This window comes from Nonomuraea glycinis, from assembly GCF_035920485.1.
In the GTDB taxonomy this organism is placed as follows: Bacteria; Actinomycetota; Actinomycetes; order Streptosporangiales; family Streptosporangiaceae; genus Nonomuraea; species Nonomuraea glycinis.
Genome location: NZ_CP109166.1, coordinates 8,751,670 through 8,768,026 on the forward strand (window position 1 = coordinate 8,751,670; position 16,357 = coordinate 8,768,026).

Consider the following 16,357-nt stretch of genomic DNA (forward strand, 5'->3'; position numbering starts at 1 on the left):
CATGAACTTTTCCCAGCAGGCCAGAACCTTGGTCGACGAACTCATGGCACGGCCCTGGGGCCAGGTGTCCGCATCGGTGTACGAGACGGGGCGGCTGGTCACCCTCGCCCCCTGGCTGGCCGGCCACGGCGAGAGAGTGGCCTTCCTGCTGGCCCAGCAGCGCGATGACGGCTCCTGGGGCGCTCCCGACGGCTACGGCCTGGTGCCCACGCTGAGCGCCACGGAGGCCCTGCTGAGTGCGGGCGAGCGGGACCCCGCCCTCGTCCCGGCGGCGCGGTCCGGGCTGCGTGCCCTGCGCCACCTGTTCCAGCAGAAGCCCGACCTGCCCGACACCCCGGCGATCGACCTGATCGTGCCGGCCCTCGTCGAGCAGATCAACGCGCACGGTCACGGTGAGCCGCTGGCGGCGCCCGGTATGGACACCACCCGCCTCGATCGGGTCAAGCGACTGCTGTCCTCAGGACAGGAGCCGCCGCAGAAGGTGCTGCACGTCCTGGAGGTCGCGGGCACGGACGCGGCCCGGGCCGGCGACGTCCGGCCCGCGCCGCTCGGCACCGTCGGCGCCTCCCCGGCGGCCACGGCCACCTGGCTGGCCGGGTTCGCCTCGGCCGACGCGGCGCGGACCGATCCGGCCGACACGGCGCTGACCGATTCGGCCGCCGCCGCCCGGCACCATCTGGAGACGGTGGCCGCGCGCAGCGGCGGGCCGGTCCCCGTCGGGCTGCCCATCACCGTCTTCGAGCGCGGCTGGGTGCTGAGCTGGCTGGTCAGGGCGGGCGTGCCGGTACGGGTGCCGGCCGAGATGATCGCCGATCTGCGGACCGCCATCCGTCCCCAGGGGACGCCCGCGGGAGCCGGCCTGCCGGCCGACGCGGACACCACCAGCGTCGCGCTCTACGCCCTGGCCCTGCTCGGCGTGCCCTGCGATCCCTCGTCCCTGATGATGTTCGACACGGGCGCCCACTTCTGCACCTGGCAGGGCGAGGACGGCGTCTCGGTCAGCGTGAACGCCCACGTGCTGGACGCGCTCGGGCAGTATGTGCGCGCCAGGCCACCGGCGGAGGCGGCGTACGGACCGGTGATGGCGCGCGTGGCGGGCTGGCTGGCCGCGAAGCAGCGGGCCGACGGAAGCTGGGAGGATCGATGGCACGCCTCCCCCTTCTACGCCACGCTCAGCTGTGTGCTGGCGCTCGGCGAGTTCGGCGGGCCCCGGCACACCGGCTCGGTCCACCGGGCCAGGGAGTGGGTGCTGGCCACCCAGCGGGACGACGGATCATGGGGGCGCTGGGCAGGTGGGCAGGAGGAGACCGCCTACGCCATGCAGATCCTCCTGCTCTCCGGCCCGGACTCAGATGAACGGTGCCTGAAAGCCGCGTGGCGCGGATACGAATTTCTTCGAGAAACGCCCTTATCAGATTATGCTCCGCTATGGCATGACAAAGACCTTTACTCGCCGACAGCAATCGTACGGGCAGCCATCCTAGCCGCTCTTTACGTAGCAAAGAGCTCAAAAGGATGATTATGCAGGAAACTGGGACATAGCGTCTCGATGGCGTCCATTCGCGTTGAGAGAGCTACGCTGCGTTGCTAAAGTGACCCGGGTGTCTGAATCTTGGGTTGCTCATCTTTCCGTCTTGACAAGGCAGGCTGACTACCCTGCTTTCTTCAGGGGTGGGCTCGATGCGCTTCCGTAACGCCAGTGTTCGGTCAAAGGTCACTGCGCTAATCGTGTCGCTCGCGCTCCTGTGGGCTTTCGCCGCCTGGGTGACGCTCAGGGAGGGCGTCAACATGCTCTGGGCCGCGACCATCAACAGCAGTGTGGTGGAGCCCAGCGAGCCCCTGCTCGTCGAGTTGCAGCGGGAGCGCCGACTGACCGTCGCCAGCCTTGGCAACCGTTTGCGGCCAACCGGCGCGGCGCTGCGCCAGCAGCGCGCGCGGACGGACGCGGCGCACGCCGCGTTCGCGAGCTCCATCGGCGGCACCGCGGTGCGGTTCGGCGCCGACGACCTGCTGGAGGAGCGCGTGGCGGCCGTCGAGAGCCGGCTGAGCGGGCTCAAGGCCATCAGGAAGGCGATCGACACGGGCGTCACGCAGCCCTCCCAGGCGACGGCCCCTTACAACGCCGTCATCGACGACTTCTACCGCATGTACGACTCCGTCGCCGCGTTCGACGACAAGGAGATCGCCAAGGACGGCCGGACGCTGGCCGAGATGCACCACTCGCGGGAGTTCCTCGCCCGCGAGGACGCCATCATGGCCGGTGTCTTCGCCCGGGACGGCTTCACCGAGCAGGAGCACGCCGACTTCGTGGCGGCCACCGGGGTCTTCCGCCAGACCCTGTCCGAGGCCATGTCCAAGCTGCCGGACGTGGACAAGCCGCACTACGACGCCTGGGCGAAGAGCCCGGCCGCCACCCGGCTGCGGAGCATGGAGGAGCGGCTCATCCGGCACCGGGTGGGCGCGGACGTGCTGCCCGTCAGCGGCGAGGATTGGCGCAAGACCACCGAGGCGACCCTCGCCGACCTGCACACCGTGACGGTCACGGCCGGAGACCGGCTGCTGGAGCGGATCACGCCCGTCGCCGTCGGCGTCATCGTCCGGCTCGTGCTGGCCGGCGGTCTCGGCCTGCTCGCCGTCATCGCCTCGATCGTGCTCTCCATCACCACGACCAGGCAACTGCTCGCCCAGCTGAAGAAGCTGCGGGACGCCGCCCATGAGCTGTCCGACGAGCGGCTGCCCGGGGTGGTGGAGCGGATCGGCCGCGGCGAGGTGGTCGACGTCAGCCGGGAGGTGCCCGACCTCGACTTCGGCGACGACGAGATCGGTCAGGTCGGGCAGGCGTTCAACACCGTCCAGCGGACCGCCATCGGCGTCGCCGCCGAGCAGGCCGAGCTGCGGCGCGGCATCCGCGACATCCTGCTCAGCCTGGCGCGCCGGACGCAGGGCCTGGTGCACCGGCAGCTCACCGTGCTGGACGTGATGGAGCGGCAGGAGACCGACCCCGAGGATCTGAAGCAGCTCTTCCGCCTGGACCACCTGGCCATCCGCATGCGCCGCAACGCCGAGAACCTCATCGTGCTGTCCGGCTCCTCCCCCGCCCGCACCTGGCGCCGTTCGGTGCCCATGGTCGACGTGGTCCGCGGCGCGCTGGCCGAGGTGGAGGACTACACCCGGGTGACGCTCATGCCGATGGGCGAGGTGGTGCTCGTCGGCCGCGCCGTCGGTGACGTGATCCACCTGCTGGCCGAGCTGATCGAGAACGCCGTCTCCTTCTCGCCCCCCTACACCAACGTGCGCGTCAGCGGCCAGCTCGTGGCCAACGGCTATGTCATCGAGATCGAGGACCAAGGGCTCGGCATGAAGCCCGAGGACCTGGAGGCGGCCAACGAGCGCATCGCCGACCCGCCGGAGTTCCGCATCAGCGGCACCGCCCGGCTGGGCCTCTACGTGGTCAGCCAGCTGGCCGATCGCCACGACGTCAAGGTGGTGCTCAAGCACTCGCCCTACGGCGGCACCACCGTCGTGGTGCTGCTGCCGCAGGAGCTCGTGGAGGTGGACGCCGGGCCCGACCCGGCCGACACGGACGCCACGCCGCGCCTGCCCCGCAGGTCGCCCACGTCGGCGGCGGCCGCGTCGGCCACGGCCACGGCGGCCCGCCCGGCCACCGAGCGTCCGGTGGCCCAGCGCCCGGTGAACGAGGGCAACGTCCGCGCGCTGAAGGTGGCCGGCCCTTCGCGGCCGCCGCAGCAGCCTGAGCCCGACCTGCCCCAGCCGATCGAGAAGGGGGCGGCCACGGAGCCCCAGCCAGAGGCACCCTCGGTGTTCACCCCGGGAGGGCTGCCGCTGCGGGTGCCGCAGGCCAACCTGGCCGCGGCCCTGCGGGGCGAAGGCCCGCCCACCACTCCAGATCTTGAGGATGACGATGACGAGCGCTCGCCGGAGGAGATCCGGGCGATGATGGGATCCCTGCAGTCCGGCACCCGGCTCGGCAGGACCGAGGCGGCCAGGCTCATGGAAGAACAGTCGGGAGGCGACACGTGACACCAGGTGCCGGCACAGACCTCAACTGGCTCCTCGATGATCTGATCGGCCGCGTCAAGGAGGCCGAGCACGCGATCGTGCTGTCCTCCGACGGGCTGCTCATGGCTTCCTCCGCCGCGCTGCAGCGGACCGACGGCGAGCACCTGTCGGCGGTGGCCTCCGGGCTGCAGAGCCTGGCCAAGGGCGTCTCCGAGCATGTGGGCGGCGGCCCGGTCAAGCAGACCGTGGTGGAGTGGAGATCGCAGTTCCTCATCGTGACCGTGGCGGGCGAGCGGGCCTGCCTCGCGGTGCTCTGCGCGCAGGGCGCCGACATCGGCCTGGTCGCCTACGAGATGGCCATGCTCGTGGCCCGCGTCGGCCAGTATCTGACCTCGGGGACCCGCGCCGGGGCAGAGCGGTGAACGGGGATTACAGATCCTCGGGCGAGCCGAGCGGCGAGCACTGGATCGATCCGGAGATCATCCGGCCCTACGTGGTGACGCGGGGCCGGACCGCGCCCGTGCACGGCAGGTTCAACCTGATCTCGATGGCCCTGGCCGTGGGGCCGCCGCCCGGCCCGGACGCCGGGCTCGACCCGGAGCACCACTCGATCCTGCGGCTCTGCCGGGAGCCCAAGTCCGTGGCGGAGATCGCCGCACACCTCAACCTGCCCGCGGGCACCATCCGCGTACTCCTCGGCGACCTGTTCGACAGGGAGCTCGTCTCGGCCCAGGAGCCGCAATCCGAAATGGACATGCGTGACATGAAGATGTACAGGGCGGTGCTCGATGGCCTTCGATCGCTCTAGCCGGCCGCGCCTGCCGACGGCGATCAAGATTCTTGTCGCCGGCGGGTTCGGTGCGGGCAAGACCACGATGGTCGGCGCGGTCTCGGAGACCAGACCGCTGCGCACCGAGGAGGTGCTCACCGAGCGCGGCATCGGCATCGACGACCTGTCCAGCGTCGAGGCCAAGCGGACGACCACGGTGGCGATGGACTTCGGCCGCATCACGATCGGCGACGAGTACGTCCTCTACCTGTTCGGCACGCCGGGCCAGGAGCGGTTCTGGTTCGTCTGGGACGAACTGGCCGAGGGCTCGCTCGGCGCGGTCATCCTGGCCGACACCCGCCGCCTGGCCGACTGCTTTCCTTCGGTCGACTACTTCGAGCGGCGCGGCACCCCGTTCGTGGTCGCGGTCAACTGCTTCGAGGGCTCCGAGACGTTCGAGCTCGCGGAGGTACGGCTGGCGCTGCAGCTCAAGCCGTCGATCCCGATCATCATGTGTGACGCCAGGAAGCGTGACTCCAGCCGGGAGGTGCTCATCTCGCTGGTGAAGCACTCGGCGAAGCTCCGCGCGGAGCCAGTGGGCTCCTGACCGACCGGCTCCGTGCGGAGCCGGTGGGCTCCCGACCGACCGACCGGCTCTACGCGGCGCCGATCGGCTTCTGAGCACGCGAAAGGGCCCGGCACGGCGTGCAGTCCGTGCCGGGCCCCGGCTCTGTGCGCGTCAGTGCTTGGTAGCCTGCTCCGCGCCCACACCGGTGAGAGACCGGACCTCGATCTCGGCGTACTTGGCGGCGTTGTACTCCTTGCTCAGGACCGTGCCGAGCCAGCCGCAGAAGAACCCGAGCGGGATCGAGATGATCCCCGGGTTGCTCAGCGGGAACCAGGCGAAGTCGGCGTCCTTGAACAGGGCGGTCTTCGAGCCCGAGACCACGGGCGAGAAGATGACCAGCAGCAGCGCGGAGACCAGGCCGCCGTAGATGGCGCTGACCGCCCCCGCCGTGTTGAACCTCTTCCAGAACAGGCTGTAGAGGATCGCCGGCAGGTTGCCCGAGGCCGCGACCGCGAAGGCCAGGGCCACCAGGAACGCCACGTTCTGGCCCTGGGCGAGGATGCCCAGCCCGATGGCGGCGGCGCCGATCACCAGGGCGGAGAGCCTGGCCACCACGACCTCCTGACGCTCACTGACCTGCCCGCGCTTGAAGACGTGGGCGTACAGGTCGTGGGCGAAGCTGGAGGAGGAGGCGAGGGTGAGGCCCGCGACCACCGCCAGGATGGTGGCGAAGGCGACGGCGCCGATCAGGGCCAGCAGGATGGTGCCGCCCACCGAGCCGAAGATCTCCTCACCGATCCGCTGGGCCAGCAGTGGCGCGGCCGTGTTGCCCGCCGGGTCCTCCGCGCGGATGGCGTCGGCGCCGACCACGGCGGCGGCACCGAAGCCGAGGACCAGCGTCAGCAGGTAGAAGGTGCCGATGAGGCCGATGCCCCACATCACGGACTTGCGCGCCGCCTTGGCGGTCGGGACGGTGTAGAAGCGGATGAGGATGTGCGGCAGGCCCGCCGTGCCGAGCACCAGGGCGAGGCCGAGGCTGATCAGGTCGATCTTCCCCGCGAGTCCCTGCGCCTCGGTGCCGTACCTCAGGCCCGGGCTGAGGAAGCTGCCGCTGTTGGCCGAGGGTCCGCTGGTCGTGGCGGCCTGGCCGAGCAGCGCCGACAGGTTGAAGCCGAACTTGCCCAGCACCAGGATGGTCACCAGGGCGGCGCCGCTCATCAGCAGCACGGCCTTGACGATCTGCACCCAGGTGGTGCCCTTCATGCCGCCGAACACCACGTAGATGATCATCAGGGCGCCGACGGCGATGATCGTCCACATCTTGCCGGCGTCGGAGGTGATGCCGAGCAGCAAGCCGACCAGGGCGCCCGCGCCGACCATCTGCGCGAGCAGGTAGAAGATGCTGACCACGATGGTCGAGACGCCGGCCGCGGTGCGCACCGGCCGGGGGCTCATCCGGAAGGCGAGCACGTCGGCCATGGTGAACTTGCCGGAGTTACGCATCAGCTCGGCCACCAGCAGCAGCGCCACCAGCCAGGCGACCAGGAAGCCGATGGAGTAGAGGAAGCCGTCGTAGCCGTACAGCGCGATGATGCCGGCGATGCCGAGGAACGAGGCCGCCGACATGTAGTCGCCGCCGATGGCCAGGCCGTTCTGCACGCCGGTGAACGAGCGGCCGCCCGCGTAGTAGTCGGCCGCGGTCTTGGTCTGGCGGCTGGCCCAGACCGTGATGCCGAGCGTGAGGGCCACGAAGGAAAGGAAGAGGATCGTGGCGAGGACTTGTGAACTCACTTGGCCTTCTCCTCGACCTCGTGGCGGAGCTTGTCAGAAATGGGGTCGAGCACCTTCTCCATGTGCCGGGAGTAGGCCCACGCGATGCCGAAGGTCGTCACGAACTGGAGCAACCCGAAGATCAGTCCGACGTTGATCTCGCCGAGCAGTTTGATAGCCATGAAGTCACGGGCCCAGCCCGACATCACCACGTACAGCAGGTACCACACCAGGAACGCCGCCGTCATCGGGAACGTCCACCGGCGGAAACGCCTCTTCAGATCTTGGAACTCACTGCTCCTCTGGACTTCTTCATAGACAGACGCGTCATGTTCTTGGGTTGTCACGAGACCTCCACTGTGATGCGGGTCACGCTCACGTTAGGAGCGGTACGTACCTCACGTGGAGAGGCCGGGCGGGGTTGTTCGGCGAGCCGCCACCCACTGGCGTTCAGTTGGGCGGCGGCTGCGACGAAAGGTCAGTTCGAGACGATGAACGGTTGGTCATCCTTTGACCGCTCCAGCGGTCAGTCCTTCGACGATGTAGCGCCGGATGACGGCGAACATCACCAGGGTCGGGATCACCGAGACCACCGTGGCGGCCGCCATAGCGCCCCAGTCGATGTCGTACTGGGTGATGAAGGAGTTCATCGCGACCGGGATGGTCTTGGCGTCCTCGCTGTCGATGAACGTGATCGCCAGGAACAGCTCGTTCCAGCACTGCACGAAGGCGAAGATGAACGTGGCCGCGATGCCGGGCAGCATGACCGGGATCACCACCCTGATCATCGCGGCCATCCGTGACGCGCCGTCGACCTGCGCGGCCTCCTCCAGCGCCACCGGCACCCGCTCGTAGAAGCCGCGCATGATGATCGTGGCGAACGGCACCAGCATGGCGACGTAGACCAGCATCAGCCCGGCGAGTCTGTTGAGCAGGTCGAGGTCCGACATCAGCAGGTAGAGCGGGCCGAGCGCGATGAACAGCGGGATCATCTGGGTGACGAGGAAGGCCAGCATCAGCGCTCCCCTGCCGGGAAAGGCGAAGCGGGCCAGGACGTAGCCGCCGAGCACCCCGGTCACCGTCACGACGCCGGCGGAGATCAGGGAGACCATGAGGCTGTTGAGCAGGTACGTCCCGAAGTCGGCGAAGGAGAACAGCTCGGTGTAGTGCTCGAACGTCACGGTGCCCGGCCAGTAGCGCAGTGGCAGGGAGAAGATCTCGGCCTTGGGCTTGAGCGAGGTGACGACGATCCAGTAGAGCGGGAACAGCGTGATCAGCAGCCAGACGGTGAGCACGATCACCTTGGCGAGACGTCTCATCGGGCCTTCTCGAATCGGGTCGCGTTCAGGTAGAAGACGCTGAAGGCCAGCAGCAGGCCGAGGACCAGCAGCCCGACCGCGCCCGCCCTGCCGTAGTCGCCGCCGGCGACCTGCTGGATGAGGAACGTGGTGATGATGTCGGTGCTGCCCGCCGGTCCGCCGCCCGTCATGGCGTAGATGAGGTCGGGGAAGTTGAGGATCCAGATGATCCGCAGCAGCACGATCAGCGCCAGCGTGGGCCGGATGTGCGGCAGCGTCACGTGCCAGAACTGGCGCAGCCGGGACGCCCCGTCCACCGACGCCGCCTCGTAGAGCTCACGGGGCACCGACTGCAGCGCGGCCATGATCATGATGGCGAAGAACGTCACGCCGTACCAGACGTTGGCCACGATCACCGAGGTCATCGCCCAGCCGGGTGAGGCGAGGAAGCCGATGCGCTCGTCGATGATCCCGGCCTTGAGCAGCAGGTCGTTGATCACGCCGAACTGCCCGTTGAACATCCAGCGCCACAGCAGCCCGATCAGGAACCCCGACATGGCCCACGGGAAGAACACCCACGCCTGGTAGAGCCCGCGCCCCCGGAAGTGACGCCGCAGCAGCAGCGCCAGCCCGAACCCGAGGACGAACTGGAAGAACAGCGACACGACCACCCAGGTGCCGGTGTTGCGCAGCGCCGTCCAGAAGCGGTCCTCGGCCAGCACCGCCTGGAAGTTCTCCAGCCCGACGAACGGCGTGGCGGTCAGGTCGAACAGGTTGTAGCGCTGGAAGGCGATGATCGCGCCACGCACCATCGGGTAGTACGTGAACAGCAGCACGAACACGACACCGGGCAGCAGGCACAGGGCGATGAACCTGGCCCTGCGCCCGGTGAACGCGGGTTTGGCACGGGTGCTCAAGAGACCTTCTTCGCCTGGTCCGTCCAGAAAGCGTCCCAGGACTTGAGCACCTCGGCGGTGGTCTTCTTGCCGGTGATCAGCGCCTGGATGTCACGGTCGGAGTCGACGTTGAACTGACTCCAGCCGGGATAGTCCACCGGGCGGATGGTGATGACCTGCTTGGGGTCCTGCTGCGCCTCCAGGTAGGCCTTCCAGGCGCCCTGGGAGAACTGCGGGTCGCTCTGGGCCTGCTTGGAGATGGGGATCAGCGAGTTGCCCTTGGCGAAGGCGATGCTCTGTGCGGACTCCGAGAGGAACTGCACCAGCTTGACCGCCTCCTTGGGGTGCGCGCTGAAGGAGGTGGCGCCCCAGCCCGCGTAGCCGACCGGCTGGAAGGCGTAGCCGCTCGGGCCCTTGGGGATGGGGGCGGTGGACCAGGCGGTGACCCCGCTCTCCTCCACCGTCTTGATCACCTCGGGGTCCTGGATGAGCATGCCGGTGACGCCCGAGGTGAAGCCCTGGACCATTTCCGGATAGCCCCACGACACCGAGTCGGGCGGCGACGCCTCCTTGAAGATCTTGACGTAGAGGTCGAGCGCCTGCGTGGCCTCGGGGGTGGCGAAGATGGTGCGCTTGTCCTTCAGGAAGAAGGACTTCTCGGGATCCAGGGCCTCGCCGTTGTAGGCGCTGATCATCATGACCGCGTAGTCGGCGCCGCCCTTGCCGCCCCGGAAGGAGTAGCCGAAGCGGTCCTTCGTGGTCATCGCCTTGCCCGCTTCGTACAGCTCCTGCCAGGTCTTCGGCGGCGCGGTCATGCCGTAGTCGGTCCGGTAGAACAGCGTCCGCTGGTAGAAGCCGTACGGGATCAGGTAGGGCTTGCCGCCGACCTCGACGGCCTTGGTCTGGGCCAGCTCGGTCAGGTCCGCCCAGCCGGGCCAGTCGGTGGTGGGCAATTCGGCGAGCCAGCCGTTGTTGGTGAAGGACTTGGCCGTGTGGTCGCGGACCTCCAGCACGTCCAGGTCCTTCTTCGTCTGCAGGATCTGGGTGATCTTCTGGTCGGCGCTCTCCAAGGGGGGTGAGACCAGCTCGACGGTGACGCCGGGGTTGGCCTTCTCGAAGTCCGCGATCAGCGTCTTGATCAGCTTCGTGCGCTCGGGGCTGGTCAGGCTTTCGATCATGCGCAGCTGTACCTCCCCGGAGGAGGAGGACGAGCCGGAGCCGCATCCGGCGAGCACCAGTGTGGCGGCGGCTGCGGCCGCCAGGAGGGGGGATTTCATGGTGGGGCCTCCAGAGAGGTAAGACAGCGCTGTCAATCACGCTAGGCGACTGACCCTTTCCGGCGCTAGACCGAGACGCCGGATGGACTCATTCGCCGCCGGACCGAGACCGGCCCGGCCGTCACGAGGCCGGCCCGGCTGTCAACTGATCCGCTCCAGCGCCAGGCCGAGATCCTTGATCAGCGTCTCGGCCGCCTCCAGGCCGACCGAGAGCCGTACCAGGCCGACGGGGATGCCCATGGTGGCGCGCACGCTCTCCTGGGTGGACAGCGCGGGGGCGTTGACCAGGCTCTCGAACCCTCCCCAGGACACCCCGATCCTGAAATATCGCAACGCGTCGAGGAATGCGGCGACTTCGGCGCGGGACTCCGTGGCCAACTCGATGCTGAAAAGGCTGGAGAAGCCGGACATCTGGCGAAGAGCCATGCCGTGACCGGGATGCGAGGGCAGGCCGGGATAGTTCACCTGCCGCACCGCCGGATGGTCCGCCAGGAACCGGGCGACCGCCATCCCACGCTCCTGATGAGCGACCATCCGTACGGGCAGCGTACGCAGTCCCTTGATCACCTTGGCCCCGTCGTGCGGTGACATCGCCGCCCCGTAGAGCTGGTACTCGGTCAGCGCCAGCGGCCTGATCAGCCGCGACGACCCCGCGACCACCCCGCCCACCAGGTCGCTGTGCCCGCCCACGTACTTCGACAGGGAGTGCACCACCAGGTCCACGCCCATCGTCAGCGGCTTCTGGAAGATCGGGGTGGACCAGGTGTTGTCCATCACGGTCACCAGGCCGTGCTCGCCCGCCCACCGGGTGACGGCGGGGATGTCGAAAATCTCGTAACGCATGTACGAGGGCGACTCGAAGTACAGTAGGCGGGTGCTCTCCCTGATAGCGCTGTCACAGGCCTCCAGATCGACGACATGCGTATGCGTGACGCCGAACTTCTCCAGGTAACGAAGGAACTGGGTGGTCGGTCCGTAGACCGCGCCCAGCACCAGCACGTGATCGCCTGCCGACACCAGCGAGGAGATCGTCGCCGCGATGGCGCCCATGCCCGAGGCGAAGCACTTGGCCCGCTCCGCCCGCTCCAGCGCGGCCAGCTTGCGCTGCGCCAGATCCACCGTCGGATTGGTGCCGCGCCAGTAGACGTACCTCTCGTCCTCGTTCCTGATCGCCTCGCCGAGCTCACCCGCCGTGGCGAAGGTGAACAGGGAGTTCTCGAAGATCGGCGGGTTGACCGCGCCCATCATCCAGGGCTCGTCCTCGCCCAGCCGGCCGCAGATCCATTCATCATCCATGGGGGCAGACTATGACAGCGCGGAAACCGACCATGGTCGACGTGGCCAGGCACGCGGGGGTGAGCCTGAAAACGGTCTCACGGGTGGTCAACCAGGAGCCGCATGTCAGCACGCTGCTGCGGCAGCGGGTGCTGGCCTCCATCAGCACGCTGGGCTTCCGCCGCAACGAGGCCGCCAGCCGCCTGGCGCGCGGCGCGACCATGCTCACCCTCGGCCTGATCATGGAGAACATCTCCAACGAGTTCTACTCCCGCCTGGCCAAGGCGGTCGAGGCGGCCGCGGCCGAGCACGAGGCGCTCGTGGTGTTCGGCTCCTACGAGGAGCGGCCCGAGCGGGAGCGGATGCTGGTCGAGTCGATGTACGCCCGGGGCGTCGACTCCCTCATCATCGTCCCCTCCGCGGCCGACCACGGCTGGCTGGGCGAGCACCCCGGCCTGACGACCGTATTCGTCGACCGGGTCCCGGCCGGCCTCGACCAGGCGGACGTGGTGCTGCTCGACGACGTCAGGGGTGGCCTCGTCGCGGCCGAGCACCTCATCGCGCGCGGCCACCGCCGCATCGCGCTGATCTCCGACGACGACGGGCTGAGCTCCGTGCACGACCGCGCCTCCGGCTACCGTACGGCGCTGCGGGCGGCGGGTCTGCCCGTCGACGAGTCCCTCGTGGTGCGGGGGGTGTTCGACCCGTGGCGGGTCTCCCGCGAGGTGAGCCGGCTGCTCGACCTGGCGGACCCGCCGACGGCGCTGTTCGCGACCAACAACCGGGCCGCGATCGGCATCCTGCAGGCCCTGCGGGAGCGCCACGAACGACCGGCGTACGTGGGATTCGACGACTTCGCCCTCGCGGACGTCTTCAACCCGGGTGTCACGGTGGTCCGCTACGACGTGGCCAGGCTGGCGCGCAGCGCCGTCGACCTGCTGCTCGACGGGGGGTCGGGCGGGCGCCGGATCAAGGTCCCGGTCGAGCTGGTCGCGCGCGGCTCGGGCGAGCTGCCCGGCAGCCGCGCCAAGCCCTAAAATCGACATCTCGCCTATCGAAGGACACCCATGACGTTGCCCTCCTCCGCCGTCCGGCTGACCGGCCATGACCTTGTGCTGCGCGAGTGGGAGGAGGCGGACCTGCCGGTCATGGCGGAGTTGTTCGACGATCCCGGCGTCGCCTACCGCACCCCGCTGGCCTCCCCCTTCGGCCTCGACGAGGCGCGCGCGTATCTGGAGATGGTCCGCCGCACCCGCGCCGCCGGGGACCGGCTGCACCTCGCCATCACCACCGACGGCCACAAGCCGCTCGGCGAGGTGCTGGTGAGCCTCTCCCGGTCCAGCATGGGCTACGCCATCGGCGCCGCCCACCGCGGGCAGCGCCTGGCGCCGCGCGCCACCCGGCTGCTGATGGACTACGCCCACGAGGTGCTGGAGATCCCCCGGCTGGTGCTGGAGATCGAGCCGGACAACGCCCCCAGCGTCTCCGTCGCGCGCGCCCTGGGCTTCCGGCTCACCGACGAGGAGCCGGCGCAGGTGGAGGAGAAGGGCCGCGTCCTGATCCTGCGGACGTGGGCCCACGACCGCTGACCGTCAGCGCGGGCCGTGCCGGTCGAAGGCGGCCGCGTCAGCGCGGGCCGTGCCGGTCGAAGGCGGCCGCGTACTCCTGTCCGGGATCCACGAGTACGGCGTAGCCGTCGGGGAGGAGGCCGAGCAGGTCCGCGCCGACGGTGGAGAAGAAGCGGGGCTCCAGGTCTCCACCCTTGGCCGTGACGTAGTCGGACAGTGCTTCGGGCGAGGTGAACGCGGGCACCAGGCCCTTGCCCGGCGGGCCGACGGCGACGACTCCGGGCTTGTCCGTGGCCTCGCAGTAGAGGCGGGCGCGCTGGAACGCCTGGAACGCCGCCTGGCCGGCCCCGCCGGAGGTGCGGTCACGCCGCAGCGTGTAGGCGAGCCAGCCGGTGCCCGCGCCGCCGCGTGAGAGGGGGTCCACGCCGTCGGTGAGATCGTCGAGGTCGTCCAGGGTGAAGCCCGTGACGTGCAGGAACGCCTCCAGGACCGTCTCGGGGGCCCGATCGGCGTCGCGCCGGGACAGCACCGCGACGTCCTCGCTGCCCGGCCACCACGGCTCGGCCAAGGCGACCTCGTCCCCCGAGTTGAGCCGCAGCGTCAGCCAGTGGCGCAACCGCTCGTCCCCGTTGACCTGGGAGAGATGCCGATGAATCCGCTCGGTCACCCGCATTTCGTTCATGCGGATCCGCGCGATCACCGGAGAGTCCGCATAATCCTGCCACGGACCCTCGGCCACGGAGAGGAACGGCAGTTCGGGCCATGGCCGCAACGCGTCCATGTGGTCGAGCACGCCTCGGGCGAAGTCCCGGAACTCCTGCTCGGAATGCGGCACGGGAAGCGGGGACGGAATGAGGTCGGCGAGCGGGGAGTCGTTTCCCAGGGACGCGGCGACGGCTTCGTATTCCTCCTCCGGCGTCAGGCCGTGGATGGGCTCCAGAATCAGGGCGCGGGCCCTGAACAGGGCGAGGGCGTCATCGAACGCCGATTGGTACTGGACGCTGTAGAACAGGATGGATAGCACCCGGTCCCCGCCGGTCGCCGGCCAGTCACCCACCGTCGTACCCCTCCCGCTGAACACCGTCGACGTCGACACCCGCACGTCTGAGCACGTTGATGACCCGGTCTAGATCCTCAGGTTTCGGCATATAGTGGCCGCTATGACGTGAAATAGCGGTTAAAACGCCGTTTTTCACCTCTATGTCCCCGGCGCCGGTGACCTGTCCACCGCTCAGGAAGCTGGAATGGTGGAATTCGCCGACCACATGCGCCTTCTCCGCGTAGAGATTTCCGTATCGATCCATCACGAAGATCGCACGGCCCCCTCCCGGAGCCCAGTGGGAATGGGCGTCTTCGGTGTCGAAGGGCTTCCCGGACATGTCATGGAGCCTTCCATCATGCACGACGAGACGCCTTCTCTCTAACGCCTCGGGGGTCAGATAGCGGACGCCCCGCTGTTCCTCGCCGACGTGTCGCTCCCGCATCGGAATGCTGTCCAGGGGCGGCCCGTCGGCGGCCGTTCGCGCCGGTGGGATGCGGAATCCGCCTGGGGCGTCCGGCACGCGCCTGCTGAGACCCTCGACCGTGCGGCCGGCCCGGGCCGCCAGCCCGCCGCCGGTGATGGCCAGCAGGGCGTCGGGGATCAGGCGGCCGAACCAGCGGACCGGCTCCTCAGTGAGGGTCTCCCAGTCGAGGACCGACTTGCCGAACTCGACCGGATGCTCGGCGGCGAGGACGCCGGCGTCACCGGCGCCCGCGATCAGGTCGGGGACCGCCCCGGGATTCGTGATCAGGCCGCCGATCGACGCCGTCCAGCCGAACTCGGCGATCCCGATGGCCGCCTCGGCGGCGCCCTGGGCGAGAGGGATCACGCCGTGCTCGGCGTACCCGCGGGCCACTTCGCCGACCCCGGGCAGGCCGAGCGCACCGGCCGCAGTGCCCACCTGGTCGGCCCAGGCGCTCCCCGCCCAGGCCACGACGTCGTTGACCGCACCGGCGAGCCGCCCGAACGGCGCTTGTTCAGCGAGCGACGAGTCGGACCGAACCTCCTGAGCCGGCGACGCCACGTCCTCCTGCGCCGGTCGTGCGGCTTGCGGCCCGGTGTCCGCCTCCTGCGCCGGTCGTGCGGCTTGCGGCCCGGTGTCCGCCTCCTGCGCCGGTCGCGCGGCCTCACGCCCGGGAGCGTCCGCCTCCTGCCCGGAAGTGGCGGTCTCTGGCGTGAGTGGGGTGGCCTGGTCCGGGGTGGTCTTCAGGAGGTCGGCGCGGCGGCGCCGGAGGTCGGCGCGCTGGTCGTCGAGCCAGCTTCCGGCGTGGACGAGGTCCAGGCCGGGGGCGGTGGTCACGCCGAGCTGCGCCAGCGCGTTCGCCAGGGCGTGACCCGCCTGCCGCCAATCGCCTCCGGCTCTGGCCAGCTCGGCGTCCACGGCCCGCATGAGGCCGGGATCACCGCCGACATAGCCGCCGGGCGGGTCGCGCAGGGCCGCCGGGGGGCGGCCGAGATGCGGAGCGGGGATCCTGACGGGGTCGCCGCCGGCCAGGGCGAGCCGTTCGACCTGCTCGAACGCCTGCTCCAAGGCGCGTCGTACCTCGGTGTGGCGCTCGACCAGGCCGCTGTGTAATCGTGCGGCGCCCGACCCGAGCAGCGCGCCGTCGCCGAAGAGCCGGAACACCCTGTCCAGCGCGCCGCCCTGCTCCTCGGCCAGACGCGCGATCATGCGCAGTGCCTGCTCGGCCTCCTGCGGGGTCGCCATAGCGCTTCCCTTGTCCGTCCGTGGCGTACGGCGTGCGCTCTACCGAGCGTAGGGAAGCAGGGCGCTCAGCGGCGGCAACCATTCCTGATACCTATAAGGCTCGCAAGAAGCACCTGCTCCGCACCCAGGGCGTAAGCAGGACAAGCGGGGCCGCCCCGCCCGGAAG

15 protein-coding genes are annotated in these 16,357 nt (G+C 69.4%); 7 read left to right on the forward strand and 8 right to left on the reverse strand.

The window, feature by feature from the left end; genetic code table 11:
* The first annotated feature begins 1 nt into the window (after nt 1).
* The 5 genes from OHA68_RS41250 to OHA68_RS41270 all read left to right on the forward strand — a co-directional run bounded on the left by OHA68_RS41250 (nt 2) and on the right by OHA68_RS41270 (nt 5,396).
* A complete protein-coding gene (locus tag OHA68_RS41250) occupies nt 2-1,519 on the forward strand; it encodes a prenyltransferase/squalene oxidase repeat-containing protein (RefSeq protein ID WP_327105084.1) in 1,518 nt (505 codons plus the stop codon).
* Between the two features lie 209 nt (nt 1,520-1,728).
* Entirely contained in the window at nt 1,729-4,041 is a 2,313-nt protein-coding gene (locus OHA68_RS41255) for a sensor histidine kinase (RefSeq protein ID WP_327105085.1), read from the forward strand.
* Nucleotides 4,038-4,442, forward strand: coding sequence for a roadblock/LC7 domain-containing protein (locus tag OHA68_RS41260; RefSeq protein WP_327105086.1), 405 nt, complete (start codon nt 4,038-4,040; stop codon nt 4,440-4,442). The genes OHA68_RS41255 and OHA68_RS41260 overlap by 4 nt, the downstream gene beginning before the upstream one ends.
* Nucleotides 4,439-4,828: a DUF742 domain-containing protein gene (locus OHA68_RS41265; protein WP_225277612.1), complete on the forward strand. Its 390-nt coding sequence runs from the start codon at nt 4,439-4,441 to the stop codon at nt 4,826-4,828. Before OHA68_RS41260 ends, OHA68_RS41265 begins: the two co-directional genes overlap by 4 nt.
* A complete protein-coding gene (locus OHA68_RS41270) occupies nt 4,809-5,396 on the forward strand; it encodes a GTP-binding protein (RefSeq protein ID WP_189143983.1) in 588 nt (195 codons plus the stop codon). The genes OHA68_RS41265 and OHA68_RS41270 overlap by 20 nt, the downstream gene beginning before the upstream one ends.
* 132 nt (nt 5,397-5,528) lie before the next feature.
* Here the strand turns inward: OHA68_RS41270 and OHA68_RS41275 are convergent, their stop codons facing one another.
* The 6 genes from OHA68_RS41275 to OHA68_RS41300 form a co-directional block, all read right to left on the reverse strand.
* Nucleotides 5,529-7,148 (reverse strand): solute symporter family protein, encoded by a 1,620-nt coding sequence (locus OHA68_RS41275; protein WP_327105087.1) that lies wholly within the window; start codon nt 7,146-7,148, stop codon nt 5,529-5,531.
* On the reverse strand, nt 7,145-7,375 hold the full coding sequence (locus OHA68_RS41280; protein ID WP_229699447.1) for a DUF485 domain-containing protein: 231 nt from the start codon (nt 7,373-7,375) through the stop codon (nt 7,145-7,147). The genes OHA68_RS41275 and OHA68_RS41280 overlap by 4 nt, the downstream gene beginning before the upstream one ends.
* A 255-nt stretch (nt 7,376-7,630) precedes the next feature.
* On the reverse strand, nt 7,631-8,446 hold the full coding sequence (locus OHA68_RS41285) for a carbohydrate ABC transporter permease (RefSeq protein ID WP_189143986.1): 816 nt from the start codon (nt 8,444-8,446) through the stop codon (nt 7,631-7,633).
* Nucleotides 8,443-9,342: a carbohydrate ABC transporter permease gene (locus OHA68_RS41290; protein ID WP_327105088.1), complete on the reverse strand. Its 900-nt coding sequence runs from the start codon at nt 9,340-9,342 to the stop codon at nt 8,443-8,445. Before OHA68_RS41290 ends, OHA68_RS41285 begins: the two co-directional genes overlap by 4 nt.
* Nucleotides 9,339-10,598 (reverse strand): ABC transporter substrate-binding protein, encoded by a 1,260-nt coding sequence (locus tag OHA68_RS41295; RefSeq protein WP_189143987.1) that lies wholly within the window; start codon nt 10,596-10,598, stop codon nt 9,339-9,341. Before OHA68_RS41295 ends, OHA68_RS41290 begins: the two co-directional genes overlap by 4 nt.
* Before the next feature lie 141 nt (nt 10,599-10,739).
* Complete coding sequence (locus OHA68_RS41300; RefSeq protein ID WP_327105089.1) at nt 10,740-11,894, reverse strand: trans-sulfuration enzyme family protein; 1,155 nt, start codon at nt 11,892-11,894, stop codon at nt 10,740-10,742.
* An 11-nt stretch (nt 11,895-11,905) separates the two neighbouring features.
* Between OHA68_RS41300 and OHA68_RS41305 the strand changes: the two genes are divergently transcribed.
* Both OHA68_RS41305 and OHA68_RS41310 read left to right on the forward strand, forming a co-directional pair.
* Complete coding sequence (locus OHA68_RS41305) at nt 11,906-12,910, forward strand: LacI family DNA-binding transcriptional regulator (protein ID WP_327105090.1); 1,005 nt, start codon at nt 11,906-11,908, stop codon at nt 12,908-12,910.
* Between the two features lie 30 nt (nt 12,911-12,940).
* Nucleotides 12,941-13,462, forward strand: coding sequence for a GNAT family N-acetyltransferase (locus OHA68_RS41310; RefSeq protein WP_327105091.1), 522 nt, complete (start codon nt 12,941-12,943; stop codon nt 13,460-13,462).
* Nucleotides 13,463-13,499: 37 nt separating this feature from the next.
* Here the strand turns inward: OHA68_RS41310 and OHA68_RS41315 are convergent, their stop codons facing one another.
* Together OHA68_RS41315 and OHA68_RS41320 are read right to left on the reverse strand one after the other, a co-directional pair.
* Nucleotides 13,500-14,498: an SseB family protein gene (locus OHA68_RS41315; RefSeq protein ID WP_327105092.1), complete on the reverse strand. Its 999-nt coding sequence runs from the start codon at nt 14,496-14,498 to the stop codon at nt 13,500-13,502.
* Complete coding sequence (locus OHA68_RS41320) at nt 14,491-16,191, reverse strand: serine/threonine-protein kinase (protein WP_327105093.1); 1,701 nt, start codon at nt 16,189-16,191, stop codon at nt 14,491-14,493. Before OHA68_RS41320 ends, OHA68_RS41315 begins: the two co-directional genes overlap by 8 nt.
* Between the last annotated feature and the right edge of the window lie 166 nt (nt 16,192-16,357).